Here is an 18557-nt window from a genome sequence, read left to right on the forward strand (position 1 = left end):
TTGCAGACCGTTCTGGCGAGTATGTCACCGGACTTGGGCGCCATCATCAGCCCGTAATGCGAATGTCCAAAGTTGACGAAAAGCCCTGGCTGATCCGTGACCGGCCCAAGCGCGGGCAGGCTGTCCGGAAAGGATGGCCGCCGACCCATCCAGAACGTCGTTTCATCCGTTCGCAAGTTTGGGAACGCGTTCGTGGCCACGTCGATCAATTGCTGTTTGCGCCGTTTCGTCGGTGGTGCATCGACCGGAGCAAATTCCGCCTGACCGGCAACACGCACACCATTCTCCATGCTGCTGGCCACGAATTTTGCGTCTACGTCCATAACCGAGTTGTTGATCTCGATGCCGGGATCACGGAACTCGACATGATAGCCACGCTCGGCCATCAGCGGAACGGACATGCCGAGCCCGGTCAGGAGACCCGGACTCCACGCGCCAAGGCAAAGAACGACGCGCTCTGCCTGGAGTGTTCCGTCGTCGCACTGTACTTCCCAGTGGCTCTGGCCCGTGCGATGGATGCGCCTGGCCGTTGTGCGTTTGTGTGTGGCGCCCATTTTGCGGGCTTTTTGCGCCAAGACCTGACCCAGCCTGCCCGGCGAACGCATGCGCGCTTGCCCCTTTATCAGGATGGCGGCGCCAAAGTCCGGACCGAGTTCGGGTTCGATTTCAGCCAGCCGGTCCTTTCCGACAAGCTCCAGTTCGGCGCCCATCTCGCTCCGAATAAGATAGTCGATGGATTGCAGATTGGCGCGGCTGCCATCACGAAACGCATGTACATACATGCTGTCGGTAATCAGCCCCTCATGCCCGGTGCCCGCCAGATGCCTTTGATACAGTTCGATGGACGGTCCGCACAGATGGGACATCGCCTCGGCGCGGGCACGCACGCTTTCTTCGCGGCCACCGCGCAAGAAGCTGAGGCCCCACGGGATCATTTTCAGCAGGGACCTGGGATGGATGGACAAAGGTCGCCCGTAGCCAAACATGAGCTTTGGGATCGATTTCCACGTGCCGGGCAATGACTGCGGGATGATCGACCAGGGTGATACCACCCCTGCATTGCCCATCGAAGTTTCCTGGCCGGGCTCGCCCTTGTCAATCAGCGTGACCGGAACGCCCTTTTCAAGCAGCGACAGCGCCGTGCAGATACCGACAATGCCCGCACCGAGGACAATGACAGGCGTTCTATTGTCAGGCTGTGGCATTGGCGGTTCTTCGTGCAACAACCTGACTGATGATTGCTGGCGCAGCGATCAGAAGCGCGACCAGATCAGCCTGCAGTGACGGCGCGATGAACACGAGGCCGGCGATCGCCAGCAGAACACGAAAGACCCCACCCATCGGGGCAAGCCAATAGCCCACGACCGCCGCCGACAGGGAGATGACACCTGCGATGCAGCTTGCAGCGGTATAGGAGAATTCCCAAAGGTCAAAGCCAGTGGACGACACGAAAAGCAGCACCGGTGCATAGACGAATGCCATTGGCGCGACGACTTTCCCGAGGCCGAGTGTGAAGGCGCTGATCCCGGTTCGGAACGGGTTCGAGTTGGCTATGGCCGCTGCAGCATAGGCTGAGGTGCAGACCGGTGGCGTAATTTCCGCCACCACGCCGTAGTAGAGCACGAACATGTGCGATGCGATCGGCGGGATGCCAAGCTGCGCCAATGCCGGTTGGGCGACCGATACGAGCATGATGTAGAGCGCGGTTGTTGGCACGCCTGCGCCCATCAGGATGCAGGCCAGTGCAATAAAGACGAGGCTGATGAACAGAGTCAGATCTTCGACAGTGAAAAGTTCATAGGCACCGAACTGGAACAGCCAGATCAGGTCATTACCGAGGTTTGTGGCTGCCTGCGTGACCATGAAGCCGATGCGAAAGCCGACGCCCGTGGTGTTGATGACGCCAATGACAATGCCAACCGCTGCCGAGGCCGCTCCGACCGCAAGCGCATATTTCACGCCGGTCTCGAACGTGTCCGCCATTTCGGAGAGCGTGGTGCGATGTTGCGGATTGAGTGTCGCAAGGACCGCGCCGCCAATCAGGATGATCGACATGGTCAGATCAAACCCGCCGCCCATGTACTTCCACACAACGAAGGCGATGAACGCGGCGGCGTAGACCAACGTGACCGGCACTTTCATCCGGCTCATCCCGGCGATGATCGCCAACGAGATGCCGCAAAACGCCGACATGTAGGGCGTGTAGCCCGAGAACAGCACGACCAGCAGCCCGACCAGCGGGACGATGTTGGCCCAGCCGTCACGCCAGACCGCGCCAAGCTGCGGCAGTGCGTCCTTGGTCAGCCCCTTCAGCCCGAGGCGGCGGGCCATCAGGTGGACAACAGCAAACACGCCGACATAGTGCAGCAGGGCCGGGAAGATCGCGGCGATGACGATCGTGGTGTAGGGCACCTCGAGAAACTCAGCCATGATGAAGGCCGCGGCCCCCATGATGGGCGGTGTGATCTGACCGCCTGCCGAGGCCGCAGCCTCGACACCACCTGCAAAGTGGCCCGGATAGCCCAGCCGCTTCATGTTCGGGATGGTCAGCGCACCAGTGGAAACCGTGTTCGCGACCGATGAGCCAGAAATGGTACCGAAGAAGGCCGAAGACACGACCGACACTTTCGCCGGACCGCCAGTGTAACGGCCTGCGAGAATGGTGGCGTTGTCGATAAAAAGCTGCCCGAGGCCGGTGCGTTGGGCGATCACACCGAAGAGCACAAAGTGAAACACGATGGTCGACACAACCCACAGCGTGACACCAAAGATGCCTTCTTGCGGGAAGTACATCGACGAGACGAACGTGTTGAACTTCACGCCCGGGTGTTGAAGCAGACCCGGAAAGACCGGCCCGAACAGCGCGTAGCTGATGAAAACGCTGATGATCAAAGGCAAGATCCATCCCAGAGTGCGACGTGCAATGTCGAGGACGAGCACGATCAGGATGCAGCCAAACAGCATGTCAAAGCCGTTCGGATTGCCCATGCGGAAGGTCATCTCCTCGACCCCCAACCAGGCGACACCGCGCCATGCAAAGCCAAGGTATAGCGCCGATGCGACGCCGAGGATCATTAGGATGATGTCAAGATAGGGCACGCCGCCAAGGCGCAAGGTGCCGGTATTCAGATCGAATGAGGTCCTCGTCTTGAACAGCGGATAGAAGGAATACGTCAGAATAAAGAGGCCCGACAGGTGCCAGCCCATGTGCCAATAATCAGGCGGGAGCGCGAAACCCGCGGTCAGGTAATGGTACACTGCAAATGTGAGGGCGATGTAGCGAAGGAATTTGCCGAAGGCCGGTGAGACCGAGCGGATTGCCGCACCTTCATCATATTTTTCCTCAATCGCCGCGAGCTCAGCTTCAGTCAACTCGCGCACGTCTTCTGATCGCGGATCGCTCATGACGCGCCCTCCTCAGGTCGAATGTCGTTGATCAAGAAAGAAACGGACGGCCGTGACCGCCCGTTTCTGTCGGGACACTACTGGAGAAGCCCGGCTTCTTTATAGAACTTCTCGGCCCCGGCATGCAGCGGCACGCCCAGAGCAGCGATGCCGTCAAGCGCCGTGTCCGGTGTGATCTGCTTGCCCTTCGCGTGGCCGTTGTCCAGGAGCTTGCGCGTGTTGTCGTTCCACATCGCCTTAGTGATGCCGTAGACAAGCTCTTCCGACAGGTCCGAAGACACAACGAGAAGCGCAGACACCGCTGGCGTTTTCACCTCATAATCAACGCCTTCATAGACGCCTGCAGGGATGCTGGACGGAATGTAGGCTGGAATGATGTCGTTGATCTTTTGCAGATCTTCGTCGCTGAAGCTGTGCAATTCCATACCTTTGGTTGTCGACAGCTGCACCATTGCCGAGACGGGCCAGCCTGCTGCGTAGAAGTAGGCATCCAGTTGGCCGTCGGCCAGACGTTCGGCGGATTGGCTGTTGTTCAGTTCAGCCTCGTCATAGTTGTCGCGGGTCAGGCCCCATTCAGCCAACATCATTTCGACAGCAACCTGTGTTCCAGAGCCCGCTTGGGCAATGCCAACGCGTTTGCCCTCAAGGTCGCTCAGGCCGCCGATGGAAGTGCCCTTCGGCATCACGAGATGCAGGTCTTCGGGAAACAGGTTCGCTACAATGCGCAGTTTTGCATGCGGCTTGCCGTCAAATTTGCCCTCGCCCAAGAACATCGACCGCGTAACGTCAGCCGCTGCAAGGCCGGCTTCCAACTCGCCGTTCTGCACGGCGGTGTTGTTGAAGACCGACGCCGTGGTCGACTGAGCAATTGCGATCAGACCGGGAACGCCGCATTGGCCGCCTTCATCGCAGGGCCGCGATCCCGGAGGCGCTGAAATGCCGTTGGCAATGGTGCCCCCAATCGGGAAATAAGTGCCACCCGCACTGCCAGTTCCGATCCGGAAAAACGTCGGGTCCTGTGCAAAAGCTGTGCCCGCACTCAACGTTGCGGCAACAGCAAGAGCCAAAAGTTTTGATGATTTGTTCATTATATACTCCCTGTGAACAGACTTCTGAAAGCGTGTCATGCGCAGAAGCCTAGACAGCGGAATAAATAAATTCCAATTTTATTAATCTGTGTTTTGATAGATTTAGCTTATAAGGTGACCATGAATTTTACGCAGATATCGACGTTTCAGGCCGTCATGACATCCGCCTCTTTGTCCGATGCGGCGACCAAACTTGGCCGGACGCAGCCCGCAGTGAGCGCCGCAATAAAGGCGCTTGAAGATCAACTTGGTCTGCAACTCTTTGAAAGGCGGGGAAGAAAGCTGATCCCGGTGCCGGAAGCCCAGTATCTTCTGACCGAGGCTGATGCAATTCTTTCGCAACTCAACCGCGTGCGCCAGACCATGCGCAGTCTTTCGGACGGTCACAGCGGCACTCTGAAAGTTGCCGCCATGCCTGGCCCGGTTTCGCTGATCTTTCCGAAGTTCATTGCTTCAAAAGTAAGCGATTCTGACGGCATCTCCATCTCGATCCAGGCCCGAACATCCAATCAGATCGCTGAACTCACGCGCGCGCAGTCCATCGATTTTGGGTTTGCCGATGCTGCAAACACTGAACCCGAGGAAAACCTGTATCGTTCAGTTGTCATAAGCGCGGACTGCCCGGTGGCCGTGCCGGAGAACCACCCGCTTGCGCGCAAATCCGAAATCAGTTTTGCGGATCTGAACGATCAACCGCTGGGCACCTTGCCGCAATCGCATCGGCAGACCCAGAATCTTGCGACCCGGTTTGCGGCTGAAAACCTGTCACTGCGGGCGACGATTGAAAGCCAGACTTTCCTGCCAATCCTGCACTTCGTCACTGCGGGCCGCTGCTGCACCGTGTTGGACCCGCTGTCGGTCTTTCTGATGAACGCGGATACGCCGATGGTCGGGGGCATCGCAGTTCGTCCGATGACAGACCCGATCAGGTATTACTATGCGATCTACTCTCCCCGCTATCGACCGATTTCCGTGATCGCCGGAAACCTGCTTGAGGCATGGCAAGCCGAGGTGATGAAATTGTTGGAAAGCTCCGGGTTCAATCCACGATTTGAAGGTGCGGACTAGCGCAGAGACGCCCCTCAGCCATCTTCCCTCACCACGATCACCTCAACCCGCCGGTTTGCTTCACGCCCGGCGGGGGTGAGGTTGCTGGCCACCGGTGACAGATACCCCATGCCGCCCGCCTCTATCCGGTCTGGTGAGACATCGTAGCGTTCGATCAAGCGATCCCGCACCGCGCTGGCCCGGGCGCGGGAGACGGCGATGTTGGCTTCGAGCCCGCCGACTGAATCCGTATGCCCAACGATGGCGATGCGCAGGTTGGGGCGGTTCTCCATCAGCTGGGCGATTTGTTCGAGCTCGGGTGCCGGCCCTTCACCAAGGTTCGTGGTGCCCGTGGCAAAGTCGAGGCTGCGCAGAATGGCCGATCCCGACGTGAGAAGAGATTGACCGAGATTTGCAGTCGGTGCCACGGGAATGGCCGCAGTCGGGGATGGGGTTGTTGGAACGGCAGCCTCTTGCGCGCCGACCTGAACAACTTGCAGATACCCCGCATCAGGGGCTGTGCTGGCCAGCAGCCACACGGCATCGCCCGTGCGCGGGTGGCGCGCGCTCAGGAAATGATAGGAGCGGACGTTCACGTACATGTTGGGCGCGGGCAGCACATCAATTCCAAAGCGGAAGTCAAAGCCGCCGCACGCATTCGCATCGCAATCGAGCAAAGTGTCATAGCCCGCATCAGTCAATTGCGCGCGCAAAGGGGTAAGGATTTGCAGAGGCGTCAGGCCTGGGGATGGAATGCGGTAGCTGCGCCGTTGCACGGGTCCATCAATGCGTTCTGCCGCCACCTGCCCGTCCGCATAGGGTGCGGTGGCGACCGACACACGGTCCAACACGCTGTCACGCGCCGCCGTCTGACGGGCGTTCGAAGGCAGTTCCAGTTGCAGAGCCAATGCCGGTCCTGCAAGTGCGCATCCAAGAGCAGTCATCCAGCCCCGCATATTCAGCGGGCCTGTGCGTGGTATTCAGGGTTGGGCATCATCGCCGTGGCGCTGGCCACCCGGTTCGACATGTTGAAAAAAGCCGCCACATTGATCAGGTCCCAGATGTCGCGGTCGGTCAGGCCATGGTCCCTCAGCGTCTGACGGTCATCTTCTTCGACTTGGGCAGAGGCGAGCGTGACCTTCTCGGCAAAGATCAGCATCGCCCTTTGGCGCGGTGTCACATCCGCGACGCGCCAGTTCATCACCAGTTGCTCGCCCAGTTCCGGGGTGCCTGACAGCTGCCGCACCGCAGCCCCATGGGCCGTCAGGCAGTAGTAACAGCGGTTCGTGGCGCTGACAACGACGGCCACCATCTCGCGCTCCAGCTTGCTCAGCCCGTTGTCAGACAGCATCAGGTCGTTGTAGAGCGCGGTAAAGGCGTTCAGCTTGTCGATATCAAACGCATGCGCTTTCAGCACATTCGGCACCATGCCCAACTTGTCCTCGCACACGTCGAAATACTTTTGCGTGGCCTCGGGCAGTGGATCGACCATGGGAAGGTCGAGGGCGGTGGGCTGGTCTGTCATGTGGTCTCCGGCGCTGTGCGGTAATGATAGCCACAGACCTGTCGGAACCCCAACCCCCGATAAAGCGCATTGGCGGGACCATTCGCCGCTGTGGTCAGCACAGCGATCTGATCTGCGCCGTTTTCCGCCGCCCAGAACGCCGCGCGCCGCATGATCCACTGCGCGACGCCCTGTCGGCGCTGGTGGGCCAGCACTTCGACCGCGTGCACCATGGCGATGCCATCGTGGATTGCGGCAAAGGCGGTGCCTGCTGGCTTGTCCTTGTGCCGTGCGAGAATGGCCGTTTTCACCTTGGCCCGGTGCATCACGGCAAGGCGCGCGGAACCGATGCCTCCTGCGGCCCAGATGTCTTCCATGATTGCCAAAGGTTCCCAGATGGAAAATGCGGTGACACGTGGGATCGGGATGTCGGTCAGCGTCGCAACGGGTGCAATGTAGCCGTTCGTGGGGTCAACAATGGTGTAGCCCTGGGCGTCGAGCAGGTGGTCAAGCGCGTCTTCGCCCTGTCGGACCATGAAAAGCGGTGTCTGGCCGATGTCCCGCATCGCAGCCTCTGCGGCGCAAAGGTGTGATGCGACCACCGACCCTTCAGCCGTTGCCGCCGAGACCCGTTTTCCACCGCCTTGCCCGTCGCGGATGGCCCACGGGCCGACGCATGTGACCTTTGCTGCAGGCCATGTGCCATCTATGGCAGCGTAGAACGCAGCCGCGTCAGTCATGCCGGAAAATGATCCGACAATGTGCTGAGGGCTGCGTCCACTTCAGCCCCATCCGTGCCGCGAATAACGACATTGGCCCCAAAGCGCCCATTCTGGATAAACGGATATGAGCCGATGCTGAGATCCGGGTGGGCCGCCGCCAATTCACCCAAGGGGCCCGCGATATCACCCTCGCCCCGCTCGATCCGCAGGGTTTTCGAGATGAGGGGTGCGCCACCCGTCAAGGTCGGCAGGACAGAGGCGACCATGGCCTGAAACACCGATGGCACGCCCGCCATGACGTGAACGTTCCGGATCGTGAAACCCGGCGCGGCCGAGACCGGGTTGTCGATCAGGGTGGCCCCATCCGGGATGCGCGCCATGCGCAGGCGCGCGGCATTCAGTTCAGTGCCGGATTTTGCGTAGTGTTCAGCCAGAATGGCACGGGCGTCATCACGTATGTCGATATGCGTGTCAAAAGCCGCCGCGATGCAGTCGGCCGTGATGTCGTCATGGGTAGGACCGATGCCACCGGATGTGAAAACGGTGTCGTATGCGCCTGACAAGGCGCGGACGGCTGCAACAATCGCGCCCTGATCATCACTGACAACGCGCACCTCTTTCAGGTCGATGCCGTGTTCAGTCAGTTGGCCCGCAAGATAGTGCATGTTGGCATCGCGGGTGCGGCCCGAGAGAATCTCGTCTCCGATCACCAGCATGGCGGCGGTGGGGTTCGGCATCTTGGTCTTCCTTCTTGACCCGTCTTGTTGAGGGGCCAATCACGGTATAGGCCTGCGCCCATGCGCTTTCAAACCGAACTTGTGCCCGCCACGCTGATCCGCCGCTACAAACGCTTTCTGGCCGATTGCCGGTTGGACGGTGGGCGCGAGGTGGTGGCACATTGCGCCAATCCCGGGTCGATGATGGGGCTGGCGGATCCGGGCATGCGGATCTGGCTGGAACCCAATGACGATCCCAAGAAAAAGCTGAAGTTTGGCTGGCGGCTGGTGGAGCATGAAGATGGGCTTTTCACAGGCGTGGATACATCGGTGCCCAACAAGGCCCTGCGCGCGGCATTTGAGGCGCGCGAGGTGCCGGGTTTTGAGGGCTACACAACGGTGCGACCCGAACAGAAATATGGCGAGGGCAGCCGGATCGACTTTCTGCTGCAAGGCGACGGGCTGCCGGATGCTTTTGTCGAAGTGAAATCCGTGACCCTGTCCCGTCAGAACGGTCTGGCGGAGTTCCCTGATTCCGTAACCGCCCGTGGGGCGAAGCACCTGCAGGAACTGTCCCGCATGGTGGGCGCAGGGCATCGTGCGGTGATGCTGTATCTGGTGCAGCGCACCGATTGTGATCGCTTCGCCCTCGCCAGCGACATCGATCCGGGATATGCTGCTGCGTATGCGGCCTCGTCCGGGGCTGGGGTGGAAACCCTATGTCTCGGCTCCCATATTACGCCCGCGGGCGTACAGGTGGGTGCGCCGCTGGCCGTGGTCATCTGACCCACTGGCCCTTGTTGCCGCAGTGCAGTATGTTTAACAGATGAACGCTTATGGAGCGCACTTTGGACCGTGATACTCGTGGCCGTCTGACCAAGGATGGTATACGCATCTATGACCCTTCGGACTTTGCCGGGATGCACGCGGCAGGGCGGCTTGCGGCCGAGATTCTGGACGCGATGTCGGCCCATGTGTTTCCGGGTCAAACGACGGGTGCCATCGACAAGATCATCACCGACATGGTCGAGGCGGCTGGCGCGACCTCGGCCACCATTGGGTACAAGGGCTATCAGCACGCCAGCTGCATCAGCGTGAACCATGTTGTCTGCCATGGCATTCCCGGCGACAAGGTTCTGAAGGATGGCGACATTCTGAACATCGATGTCACGGTCATTGTTGATGGCTGGTACGGTGATACGAGCCGTATGTTCGTGGCGGGCAAGCTGCCCCGCAAGGCCGAGCGTTTGATCGAAGTGACCCATGACAGCCTGATGCGCGGGATCGAAGCGGTGAAACCCGGCAATACGTTTGGCGACATTGGTTATGCCATCCAGAGCTTTGTCGAGAGCCACCGCATGTCCGTCGTGCGCGACTTTTGCGGGCACGGGCTGGGCCGCGTGTTCCATGCGCCCCCCAATGTTTTGCACTATGGCCGTCCCGGCACTGGTGCCGTGCTTGAGCCCGGCATGTTCTTTACCATTGAACCGATGGTGAACCTTGGTCGTCCGGAAACCAAAACACTGTCTGACGATTGGACCGCCGTGACGCGCGACAAATCCTTGTCAGCCCAGTTCGAGCATTCGGTGGGTGTGACCGAGGATGGGGTTGAGATCTTTACCCTGTCGCCTGCAGGAACCTTTCACCCGACATATGGTTAAGGGCGGGGCGGACGACACGTCCGCCTTACAGGTCAGGTAAGGTGCAGCTTGCTGCACCTGAAACACATTTGCATGACTCGCTGATGGCCACATCCGTAAGGCGTACCTGCGGTGCGCCGGGCGGAGGGCACCTCCGCCTTACTGCCTCTCCAGCAGCGTGACATGAGTTCCGCCGAACCGCCGTAGGTCCAACACCTCGTAGCCGGCAGGCGCAGCCATCGGAGCGCTTTCTTCCCACACGATCACGGCCCCGGGCGCGCAGCAGTCCCGAACCGCGTTCAACGCCTTCTCTCCCATCCCCATGCCATATGGCGGGTCGAGAAAGACCAGATCGAACGGCGCGCCCGCCCACGCCATAGCGCGCGTCGCATCACCGCGCATGAGCCGCGCCTGCGCGCCCGCCTCCAGCTTCTGGATGTTTTGTGTGATCAGCTTTTGTCCAACCCGGCCGTTTTCCACGAACACCACTGCCTTCGCCCCGCGCGACAGGGCTTCGAACCCCAAGGCGCCTGTCCCGGCGAAAAGGTCCAGCACATGCGCCCCTTCAATCACCCCGCGATGGGACAGCATCGAAAAGAGGCTTTCGCGCACCCTGTCGGGCGTTGGACGCAGATGCGCGCCCGGATCGCCCCTGCCCACGGTCGCCAAAGGCACCCCGCGCCAGCGACCCGCTATGATCCTCACTTCAAGAGCGCCTTGAGGTCGCCGTCTGGGTCCGCGACCACCGCCGGGTCCGCCGACTTGCCCGCCTCGATCAGCCGTTTGCCGATCATGTAGGCGCGCGGGTCATTGGCTGCATCCACAGCCAGCAGCCTGTCACCCGCGTAGTACCAGAAGGACTTAGCCGCGCCACTATCCCGTGTCACGACCCGGTCGTAGCCGCTGTTCAGCCCGGCAATCTGCAGCTTCACATCATACTGATCGGACCAGAACCATGGACGGGCGACATAGTCCTTTTCCGCCCCCATGATGTTTTCCGCCACGCATTCCGCCTGATCAATCGCATTCGGGACACTTTCCAGCCGGATGCGGTCGCCGCGATAGGGGAAGGATGCGCAGTCGCCCGCTGCCCAGACGTGGGGCGCAGAGGTACGGCCCTGGGCATCGGTGGCGATGCCATTGTCGATGTTGATGCCTGCGGCTTCGGCCAGTTCGGTGCTTGGGGAAATACCGACACCAACAATCACAACGTCTACGTTCAGCGTGGTTCCGTCGGTCAACTCTGCCCCAGAAACCGTCCCGTTTCCAGTCAGACGTGTTAGGCCCAAGCCTTCGCGCAAATCCACGCCATGGCTCTGGTGCAAGTCGCGGAAGTAGTTGCTGGTTTCCGCCGCAGCGACCCGCTGCAGGATGCGGTCCGCCATTTCAACCAGAACCACGTTCAAGCCAAGCTTGCAGCACACCGCCGCCGCCTCAAGCCCGATATAGCCGCCACCTACGATCAGTGCCGTCTTACCTGCCTTGCACCATGGCGCCATCATGTCCACGTCTGCAAGATCGCGCACGGTGAACACACCGTCCAGATCGCCACCTATGGCAGCAGGCAAGCGGCGCGGGGCTGACCCGGTGGTCAGCACAAGGTCGGTATAGTCCAACACCTCGTCCCCGACCGTGACTGTCTGAGCTGCAGTATCGATAGCCGTCACAGTCTGCCCGGTCCTCACATCAATCCCGTTGTCTGTGTAAAAGCTGTCTGGCCGCAGGAACATCCGCTCCAGCGGCATGTCACCCAGCAGATAGGCCTTGGACAAAGGTGGGCGCTGGTAGGGCAGCGCAGGCTCGGCCCCGATCAGCGTCACGCGCCCTTCGAACCCGCCATTGCGCAGTTTGGCGACGCAAGACGACCCCGCCTGCCCTGCTCCGATCACCACAACATGGCTCATGTGATTCACCTTTACCCTCGCCCTTTGCCGTAGCGCAGCCTATATCGCAGAAGAAGACAGACGCAATTCCAAGAAAGGCGCAAACAATGGCAATTTCTGTAGGCGACACGCTGCCCGACGCGACACTTGTTCACCTGGGTTCGGAAGGCCCCGAACAGGTGCAACTGAGCGAGAAGACCAAGGGCCGCAAAGTTGTGATCTTTGCCCTGCCCGGTGCCTATACCGGCACCTGCAGCACCGCCCACGTGCCCAGCTTTATCCGGACCAAAGATGGTTTCGACAGCAAGGGTGTGGACGAGGTGATCTGCGTCTCTGTCAACGACCCCTTTGTCATGGGCGCCTGGGGCGAGGCAACAGGGGCCACCAAGGCAGGCATCACCATGCTTGGTGATCCCGATGCGACCTTTACCAAGGCCATGGGCCGAGCGTTCACGGCCCCGCCCGTGGGCCTTTATGACCGTTCGACCCGCTACGCGATGGTTGTCGAAGACGGCAAAGTGACCGTGCTGCAGGAAGAAGAAAACCCCGGCGTATGCGACGTGTCTGGCGGTGAGGCCTTGCTGGAAGCGATCTGAACCCGCGCCAAATCAATATGACGCAAAAGGCCCCCGATCCGGGGGCCTTTTTCATTGGGATCACATCCGCGCGGCCCGCACTATTCGGCCAGGCTGTCCATCTTGCGGGCCAGTTTCACATCCAGCGGGCTCAGCCCACCCACGTCATGCGTCGTCAGGGTCACCTCGACCCGCTTGTAGACGTTGAACCACTCGGGGTGATGATCCCACTTTTCCGCCCAGATGGCGGCCCGGGTCATCCATGCAAAGGCATCCACGAAGTCACCGAATTCAAAGGTTTTGTGGATCGCGTCGCGTCCGTCGGTCACGGCCCACCCGGTGGCAAGCAGCGGGTCCAGCAGCGTGCTCCGCGTCTCCTCACTCAGCTTTTCCATCATTCTTGTTCCTCGATCTGAACCTTCTTGAAAGGCCCGTAATCCGTGAGAATTTCGATCTCCTCTTCAACCGCCTCACGTTCGGCTTCAAGGTAGCGCGCGACCGCGTCGGCAAATCCCGGATCACCTAACCAGTGCAGGCTGTGGGTCTGCGTCGGAAGATAACCCCGCGCCAGCTTGTGTTCCCCCTGTGCCCCCGCCTCGACCCGGGCCAGCCCGTGTTGGATGGCGATGTCGATGGCCTGATAGTAGCACAGCTCAAAATGTAGGCAGGGGTGATGCTCGATACATCCCCAATAGCGGCCAAAGAGCGTTTGCGCGCCTAAAAAATTCAGCGCTCCTGCGACGTAGCGGCCATCTCGTTCGGCAAGAACCAGCGCCATGTCATCGGCCAACGTCTCCTGTGCGATGTCAAAGAAGCGGCGGGTCAGGTAAGGCGTGCCCCATTTGCGCGCGCCCGTGTCCTGGTAGAAGGTCCAGAACGCATCCCAGTGCTCGGGCCGAAGGTCATTGCCCGTGAGCACATGGATGGTGCCGCCGAAATCCTGAGCGCGCTGCCGTTCCTTGCGGATGTTCTTGCGCTTGCGGCTGGAGAGTGAGGCGAGGAAGTCATCAAACGTCTCATAACCGTCGTTCAGCCAGTGAAACTGCTGCGTGGTCCGGGCCATCAGCCCCAGATCAGCGCCAAAGTCCCGTTCGGCTTCGGTGCAGAAGGTGACATGCAATGAACTGAGGTTGTTGTTTTCGCCAAGCTGCACCGCGCCAGAAATCAGCCCCCGCATCCCAAGCTCAGGAAAATCTGGATGTGTCAGGAACCGCCGACCGGTGGCCGGTGTGTGAGGCACAGCGATTTGCAATTTTGGGTAATACCGTCCCCCCGCCCGTTCGAACGCGTGGGCCCAGTTATGGTCAAAGATGTATTCACCCTGGCTGTGGCTTTTGGCGTACATCGGTGCAAAGCCGATGGTCTGCCCCGCCGCCATCGCCTGCAGGTATTGCGGTTGCCAGCCTGTGCCGGGGCCGACCGAGTTGCTGTCTTCCAGCGCCTTGAGAAAGCGGTGTGTGGTGAAGGGGTCGTTTGGCCGGCCACCATGTGCAGCCTCGGGACACGCACAGGCGTCCCATTCCGTTTCTGAAACGGCGGACAAGCTGGGCAACACACGGATTTCAATTTCTTGTTCGGACACGCAAGTCTTTCCGGGGGCGTTCCCCTGCACTTCGACCACTGAATGTGTGCCGCGCGCGGCGCGGTTCAACCGGGATGAGGGGCGAGGTAGCCTTCGAAGGTCACATTTTGGGCAACCTCGCGCGCTTGTGCTTCCTCAGCAGGCGACCGGACGGTCCAGCAAAGGATGTTGGCACCGGCGCCTTTCAGCTCTGCCACGCGCCGACGGGTGAGGTCCGCCGCCTCGTGACTGATGAATGACGCGGCAACCCGGTCGAAATCCGGAATGTCGCGCAGGTGGTCACGTGTCGTGGCGTTCAGGGGCCAATCCTCGGCAGTGTAGGCGCTGGTAACCAACCCGCGCGGGGTATCCGGGCACAGCGCGGCCATGCGCGCCACGCTGTGCGGGTTGAAGGACATGAGGGCGACAGGGCCATCGTACCCCTTCAGTGCATTTGCCGTGGCCTGCTCGAGCGGGCCGATGTTGTCGCCCATCGCGCCATCCTGATCCTTGATCTCGATCAGCAGCGGAACTTGCCCTGCAACGATCTCAAGCACCTCGAGCAAGGTCGGGATACCTTCATTCCCGCCTTTGAGCGGCGTCTGCCCAAGTGTCCCCGCGGGGACAACCCGCACGGGGCCGGTCCCTTCGGCCAGACGATCCAGCGCATAGTCGTGAAATACCATCGCATGATTGTCCGCACTGAGTTGCACGTCGATCTCGATCCCGTAGCCGTGCGCGATGGCCGCGCGAATGGCGGCCCGGCTGTTTTCCGGGCGGCCGTCGGTCACGTCATGCAGGGCACGGTGCGCCAGTGGCGCATCGAGAAAGGCGGCAGGCAGGCGCGGGATCATTTGATCTGGAAAATGCCTTCGATTTCGACCGCAACGCCCAGCGGGAGAGCCGCCGCAGAAACAGCAGAGCGGCTGTGACGGCCAGCATCCCCAAGCGCTTCGACCAGGAAGTCCGACGCTCCGTTGATGACTTTGGGCTGTTCAGTGAAATCCGCCGTCGAGTTGACGAAACCAGTCAGCTTGATCACGCGCTCAAGCCGGTCAATGTCGCCACCACAAGCGGCTTTCACTTGCGCCAACAGGCTGATGGCACAGGTTTTTGCGGCTGCCGCTCCGGCCTCGACCTCCATATCCGCGCCGAGCTTGCCCAGGATCAGGCCGTCTGGTCCGTTCGAGATCTGGCCCGAAACATAGACGATGTCCCCCACCTGCACGAACGGCACGTAGTTGGCGGCGGGTGCAGGGGCGTCGGGCAGGGTCACGCCCAGCTCGGACAAGCGGGATTCGATGGACATGGGATGTCTCCTTTGATCGGTTTGCGCGGACGCTAGACCGCCCGCGCTGCCGTGAAAAGGGCCGATGTCAGGATTCGCGGAACGCGCGGTTGAAGTAATCCGCCATCGGCTTGATCAGGTAGGCCAGTGGCGATCGGTCGGCTGTGCGGATGAACGCTTCGACCGGCATGCCGGGGACCAGCACTTGCCCTTCGTTCAGCTTGTCGATCTCTCCGGGGCTTAGAACGATTTCAGCGCGGTAATAGCTGGCGCCGACATTCTCGTCCTCGAACGCATCCGCAGATACCAACGCGACCTCACCCACCAGTTCAGGTGTGGTGCGCTGATCAAGCGCCGAAAACCGCAGGTTCACGGCCTGACCGGTCACAATCTGGTCGATGTGAATGGGATCCACCCGCGCGGCGATCACAAGTGGACGGTCCTGCGGGATCAGGAACAGGACCGGATCAGCTGCACGCACGACCGAGCGTGGCGTTTGCACGCGCATGTTGTAGACAATGCCGGATACTGGCGCGCGGATTTCCATGCGTTCGATGTCGGTCAGCAAGGCTTGTCGCTGTTCGACCAGCTCCAACTCGCGTGTGCGCAGGTCCCGCAGGCGGCTGATTGCCTCTTCGCGCCGCTGCGAAGTCAGACGCAGAACTTCGATTTCAATCTCGGTGATGCGCTGTTCGGATTGCGCCTTGGACGCGGCAAGTTCACCGATCTGACCGTCCAGTGAAGCCTGCTGCCGTTGGAGCGCCAGAACACCCGATGCCTGCGCCAAACCACGTTCCAGCAGGCTTTGTTGTGCGTCCAATTCCTGCTCAATCAGTTCAAGCTGACGGGCAAGCGATAGTTCCTGCGCTTCGATCCCTTTGATCTGATTGCGGGTTTGGGCAGCGCGTTCCGCGAGTTGCTCAGCCTGACTTTCTATGGATTCGCGTCGCGCGTAGAAAAGGTTCTCCTGTCCGGTCACCAGCTCTTGCACATCGGGCCAGGTCGCGGCGACCTCGAGCAACTTGGGATCAAAGGTGATCTCGTCCTTGTCGTCCCGCTCGGCCTCGAGCCGCCCGCGGCGGGCCATGAACTCGTAGAGCTGCCCTTCAACGATGGCCTGGCTTGAGCGCATCTGTTTGACGTCAAGCTGGACCAGAAGGTCACCTGCTTCGACGCTGTCACCCTCTTTTACTTCGATCTTCGACACGATGCCACCGGTCGAATGCTGTATGACCTGCCTGTTCTGGTCGACTTCGATGCGACCGGACGCAATGACGGCCCCGGCAATTTCGGTCATGGTTGCCCACGCAACCAAACCACCTAAGAGCCCGAACAAACCAAAGAAACCAATGATCATGGGCTTGGCTGCGGACCAGCGTTTGTTGCTCATGATACTCCTCCTGCGCCCGCAGGGGCGCGCTGGATTTGTTCGTGGTTCTTGACCATCGATTTCAAAACTTCGTCCTTGGGCCCGAAGGCCGTGCGCTGGCCGCCGTCGATAACGAGCAGCAGGTCGCATTCCTGAATGGCGGCAGGCCTGTGTGCCATGATGATGACAGATCGCCCGTCGGCCTTGGATGCCCGGATGGCCTGGTTCAGTGCCATCGTCCCCTCGTTGTCGAGGTTCGAGTTGGGCTCATCCAGAACAAGGATCACCGGATCGTCGTACAAGGCCCGTGCAAGGCCGATGCGCTGTATCTGCCCACCTGACAGCCGCTGTTGGCCTGCGTCGATCCGCGTGTCGTAGCCATCCGGCAGTTCGAGGATCATCTTATGCGCGTCCGCCTTTTGGGCCGCTGCCACAACTTTCTTGTCATCAGGCGACGTCGAGAGCCGAGCGATGTTTTCAGCGATTGTGCCGTCAAACAACTGTACGCGCTGGGGCAGGTAACCGATATGCATGCCCAGAACGTCAGGGGCATATTGATCAAGCGCCGCGGCATCCAGACGGATAGACCCACCTGCGGGGCGCCACACGCCGGTCAGGCAGCGGGCCAGCGTCGATTTGCCGGCCCCCGATGGGCCGATCACGCCCATGGCGTGCCCGGGCGGCAGATCGAAATTGAGGCCGCGCAGAGCTGCCGACTTTTCACCCGGCGGCACCACTGTCAGGCTTTTGGCCACCAGCCGCGCCTTGGGTTTTGGCAGCTCAGTCCGTGTCGGCTCGGGCGCGACTGACCCCAGCAACTCAGCCAGTGCGCCCCATCCCTTGATCGCGCGTTGCACAACCGGCCACTGCGTCAGCATCAACTCGATGGGGGCAAGCGCACGCCCGAGAAGGATAGAACCCGCGATCATTGCCCCAGGCGTCATTTCATTCTGAAGGACCAGATAGGCGCCAAGCCCCAGCATGGCGCTTTGCAGGAACAAGCGCAGCGTTTTGGTCAGAGACGTAAATCCGCCACCGACATCGGTTGCCTTGATTTGCTCTTCCAGCGCTGTTCCGCGCGCCTTTTGCCAGCGTTCATGCGCAGCACCCCGCATGCCCATCGCCTGCACCATCTCTGCCTCGATCCGCAATTGGTCCGACATGGACATGGCCGCTTGCCCGGCTTGGGCCGCACGTGCCTGTGGAACGCGGGACAACAATTGGTTGGCCAGGGCAATCAGGATCAGGACCGCGCCGCCTACGACGGCCAGTATCCCCAGAAGCGGGTGGAAGATGAAAATGGCGGCAATGAAAATAGGCGTCCAAGGCAAGTCAAAAAACGCCATCAGCACAGGCGACGTGATGAACCGCTGCACGCTTTCGAGATCGGCAAGGCCGGTCTGTGTGCGCAGATCGGGCGCAACGGCAGACTTGCGGACCACGGCATCAAACACCCTGCGATCCATATCATCCTGAAAGCGCGCCCCGACCCGGGCCATGATTCGACCACGCGTGAAGTCGAGAATGCCCATCACCCCGTAGAGAAAGACCACCAGGAGCGACAGCGCGATCAGTGTTTCCTCGCTCCGACTGCCCAAGACACGGTCATAGACCTGCAACATGTACATGGGACCGGTCAGCATCAGCAGGTTGGCAAACAGGCTGAACAGCCCCACCGCCCAGTAAAGACCCCTGCTTTTGCGGCGCGCTGCGCGCAGTTCTGCCTGTCCTTGTTTCGTCAGTTCACTTTGCATCGGCA

Annotated in this window: 19 protein-coding genes; 4 read left to right on the plus strand and 15 right to left on the minus strand. The window is 60.6% G+C overall.

Going from position 1 to position 18557, the window contains the following annotated elements; genetic code table 11:
• The 3 genes from AC6RA8_RS10055 to AC6RA8_RS10065 form a co-directional block, all read right to left on the minus strand.
• Positions 1-1205, minus strand: a 1205-nt coding sequence (locus tag AC6RA8_RS10055) for an NAD(P)/FAD-dependent oxidoreductase (RefSeq protein WP_500352503.1), incomplete at its 3' end; no start/stop codon positions are given.
• On the minus strand, positions 1192-3405 hold the full coding sequence (locus tag AC6RA8_RS10060; protein ID WP_500352505.1) for a TRAP transporter permease: 2214 nt from the start codon (positions 3403-3405) through the stop codon (positions 1192-1194). The genes AC6RA8_RS10060 and AC6RA8_RS10055, both read right to left, overlap by 14 nt.
• 77 nt (positions 3406-3482) lie before the next feature.
• The gene (locus AC6RA8_RS10065; protein WP_500352506.1) at positions 3483-4493 is read right to left on the minus strand and encodes a TAXI family TRAP transporter solute-binding subunit; all 1011 of its coding nucleotides are present in this window, start codon (positions 4491-4493) and stop codon (positions 3483-3485) included.
• Between the two features lie 120 nt (positions 4494-4613).
• Between AC6RA8_RS10065 and AC6RA8_RS10070 the strand changes: the two genes are divergently transcribed.
• Positions 4614-5561, plus strand: a complete 948-nt coding sequence (locus AC6RA8_RS10070; protein WP_500352508.1) for a LysR family transcriptional regulator — start codon at positions 4614-4616, stop codon at positions 5559-5561.
• A 14-nt stretch (positions 5562-5575) separates the two neighbouring features.
• On the opposite strand, the gene AC6RA8_RS10075 is transcribed toward AC6RA8_RS10070, so the two are convergent.
• The 4 genes from AC6RA8_RS10075 to AC6RA8_RS10090 are packed head-to-tail and all read right to left on the minus strand — an operon-like array spanning position 5576 to position 8503.
• Entirely contained in the window at positions 5576-6484 is a 909-nt protein-coding gene (locus tag AC6RA8_RS10075; RefSeq protein ID WP_500352510.1) for an OmpA family protein, read from the minus strand.
• Positions 6485-6498: 14 nt separating this feature from the next.
• Positions 6499-7065: a peroxidase-related enzyme gene (locus AC6RA8_RS10080; RefSeq protein ID WP_500352512.1), complete on the minus strand. Its 567-nt coding sequence runs from the start codon at positions 7063-7065 to the stop codon at positions 6499-6501.
• A complete protein-coding gene (locus tag AC6RA8_RS10085; protein ID WP_500352514.1) occupies positions 7062-7784 on the minus strand; it encodes a GNAT family N-acetyltransferase in 723 nt (240 codons plus the stop codon). The genes AC6RA8_RS10080 and AC6RA8_RS10085 overlap by 4 nt, the downstream gene beginning before the upstream one ends.
• Complete coding sequence (locus AC6RA8_RS10090) at positions 7781-8503, minus strand: competence/damage-inducible protein A (protein ID WP_500352516.1); 723 nt, start codon at positions 8501-8503, stop codon at positions 7781-7783. The genes AC6RA8_RS10085 and AC6RA8_RS10090 overlap by 4 nt, the downstream gene beginning before the upstream one ends.
• A gap of 60 nt (positions 8504-8563) precedes the next feature.
• Between AC6RA8_RS10090 and sfsA the strand changes: the two genes are divergently transcribed.
• Together sfsA and map are read left to right on the plus strand one after the other, a co-directional pair.
• Positions 8564-9268: a DNA/RNA nuclease SfsA gene (gene sfsA, locus AC6RA8_RS10095; RefSeq protein ID WP_500352518.1), complete on the plus strand. Its 705-nt coding sequence runs from the start codon at positions 8564-8566 to the stop codon at positions 9266-9268.
• A gap of 50 nt (positions 9269-9318) precedes the next feature.
• Positions 9319-10143 carry a type I methionyl aminopeptidase gene (map, locus tag AC6RA8_RS10100; RefSeq protein WP_500352520.1) on the plus strand — a complete coding sequence of 275 codons (825 nt, stop codon included), beginning with the start codon at positions 9319-9321 and terminating at the stop codon, positions 10141-10143.
• 138 nt (positions 10144-10281) lie between these two features.
• On the opposite strand, the gene rsmD is transcribed toward map, so the two are convergent.
• Positions 10282-10827 carry a 16S rRNA (guanine(966)-N(2))-methyltransferase RsmD gene (rsmD, locus tag AC6RA8_RS10105; protein ID WP_500352521.1) on the minus strand — a complete coding sequence of 182 codons (546 nt, stop codon included), beginning with the start codon at positions 10825-10827 and terminating at the stop codon, positions 10282-10284.
• Complete coding sequence (locus tag AC6RA8_RS10110) at positions 10824-12026, minus strand: NAD(P)/FAD-dependent oxidoreductase (RefSeq protein ID WP_500352523.1); 1203 nt, start codon at positions 12024-12026, stop codon at positions 10824-10826. Before AC6RA8_RS10110 ends, rsmD begins: the two co-directional genes overlap by 4 nt.
• An 86-nt stretch (positions 12027-12112) precedes the next feature.
• On the opposite strand from AC6RA8_RS10110, the gene AC6RA8_RS10115 reads away from it, so the two are divergent.
• Positions 12113-12601, plus strand: coding sequence for a peroxiredoxin (locus tag AC6RA8_RS10115; RefSeq protein WP_500352524.1), 489 nt, complete (start codon positions 12113-12115; stop codon positions 12599-12601).
• Positions 12602-12681: 80 nt separating this feature from the next.
• Here AC6RA8_RS10115 and AC6RA8_RS10120 read toward each other — a convergent pair whose 3' ends face one another.
• The 6 genes from AC6RA8_RS10120 to AC6RA8_RS10145 form a co-directional block, all read right to left on the minus strand.
• Positions 12682-12978, minus strand: a complete 297-nt coding sequence (locus AC6RA8_RS10120; RefSeq protein ID WP_500352526.1) for a 4a-hydroxytetrahydrobiopterin dehydratase — start codon at positions 12976-12978, stop codon at positions 12682-12684.
• Complete coding sequence (locus tag AC6RA8_RS10125; RefSeq protein ID WP_500352527.1) at positions 12975-14162, minus strand: GNAT family N-acetyltransferase; 1188 nt, start codon at positions 14160-14162, stop codon at positions 12975-12977. Before AC6RA8_RS10125 ends, AC6RA8_RS10120 begins: the two co-directional genes overlap by 4 nt.
• Positions 14163-14227: 65 nt before the next feature.
• Positions 14228-14995, minus strand: coding sequence for a glycerophosphodiester phosphodiesterase family protein (locus AC6RA8_RS10130; RefSeq protein ID WP_500352529.1), 768 nt, complete (start codon positions 14993-14995; stop codon positions 14228-14230).
• A complete protein-coding gene (locus tag AC6RA8_RS10135; RefSeq protein WP_500352531.1) occupies positions 14992-15450 on the minus strand; it encodes a RidA family protein in 459 nt (152 codons plus the stop codon). The genes AC6RA8_RS10130 and AC6RA8_RS10135 overlap by 4 nt, the downstream gene beginning before the upstream one ends.
• A 67-nt stretch (positions 15451-15517) precedes the next feature.
• Positions 15518-16819, minus strand: a complete 1302-nt coding sequence (locus AC6RA8_RS10140) for an HlyD family type I secretion periplasmic adaptor subunit (protein WP_500352533.1) — start codon at positions 16817-16819, stop codon at positions 15518-15520.
• Entirely contained in the window at positions 16816-18552 is a 1737-nt protein-coding gene (locus tag AC6RA8_RS10145; RefSeq protein WP_500352552.1) for a type I secretion system permease/ATPase, read from the minus strand. Before AC6RA8_RS10145 ends, AC6RA8_RS10140 begins: the two co-directional genes overlap by 4 nt.
• Positions 18553-18557: the final 5 nt, after the last annotated feature.

This window comes from Tateyamaria sp. (assembly GCF_059783535.1).

Coding starts and splice junctions, on each gene's coding strand:
- map (WP_500352520.1), top strand. CDS start 9,319: ATGGAGCGCACTTTGGACCGTGATACTCGTGGCCGTCTGACCAAGGAT.
- AC6RA8_RS10085 (WP_500352514.1), bottom strand. CDS start 7,784: ATGACTGACGCGGCTGCGTTCTACGCTGCCATAGATGGCACATGGCCT.
- AC6RA8_RS10120 (WP_500352526.1), bottom strand. CDS start 12,978: ATGATGGAAAAGCTGAGTGAGGAGACGCGGAGCACGCTGCTGGACCCG.
- AC6RA8_RS10070 (WP_500352508.1), top strand. CDS start 4,614: ATGAATTTTACGCAGATATCGACGTTTCAGGCCGTCATGACATCCGCC.
- AC6RA8_RS10060 (WP_500352505.1), bottom strand. CDS start 3,405: ATGAGCGATCCGCGATCAGAAGACGTGCGCGAGTTGACTGAAGCTGAG.
- sfsA (WP_500352518.1), top strand. CDS start 8,564: ATGCGCTTTCAAACCGAACTTGTGCCCGCCACGCTGATCCGCCGCTAC.
- AC6RA8_RS10065 (WP_500352506.1), bottom strand. CDS start 4,493: ATGAACAAATCATCAAAACTTTTGGCTCTTGCTGTTGCCGCAACGTTG.
- AC6RA8_RS10130 (WP_500352529.1), bottom strand. CDS start 14,995: ATGATCCCGCGCCTGCCTGCCGCCTTTCTCGATGCGCCACTGGCGCAC.
- AC6RA8_RS10090 (WP_500352516.1), bottom strand. CDS start 8,503: ATGCCGAACCCCACCGCCGCCATGCTGGTGATCGGAGACGAGATTCTC.
- AC6RA8_RS10145 (WP_500352552.1), bottom strand. CDS start 18,552: ATGCAAAGTGAACTGACGAAACAAGGACAGGCAGAACTGCGCGCAGCG.
- AC6RA8_RS10140 (WP_500352533.1), bottom strand. CDS start 16,819: ATGAGCAACAAACGCTGGTCCGCAGCCAAGCCCATGATCATTGGTTTC.
- AC6RA8_RS10135 (WP_500352531.1), bottom strand. CDS start 15,450: ATGTCCATCGAATCCCGCTTGTCCGAGCTGGGCGTGACCCTGCCCGAC.
- AC6RA8_RS10080 (WP_500352512.1), bottom strand. CDS start 7,065: ATGACAGACCAGCCCACCGCCCTCGACCTTCCCATGGTCGATCCACTG.
- AC6RA8_RS10110 (WP_500352523.1), bottom strand. CDS start 12,026: ATGAGCCATGTTGTGGTGATCGGAGCAGGGCAGGCGGGGTCGTCTTGC.
- AC6RA8_RS10075 (WP_500352510.1), bottom strand. CDS start 6,484: ATGACTGCTCTTGGATGCGCACTTGCAGGACCGGCATTGGCTCTGCAA.
- AC6RA8_RS10115 (WP_500352524.1), top strand. CDS start 12,113: ATGGCAATTTCTGTAGGCGACACGCTGCCCGACGCGACACTTGTTCAC.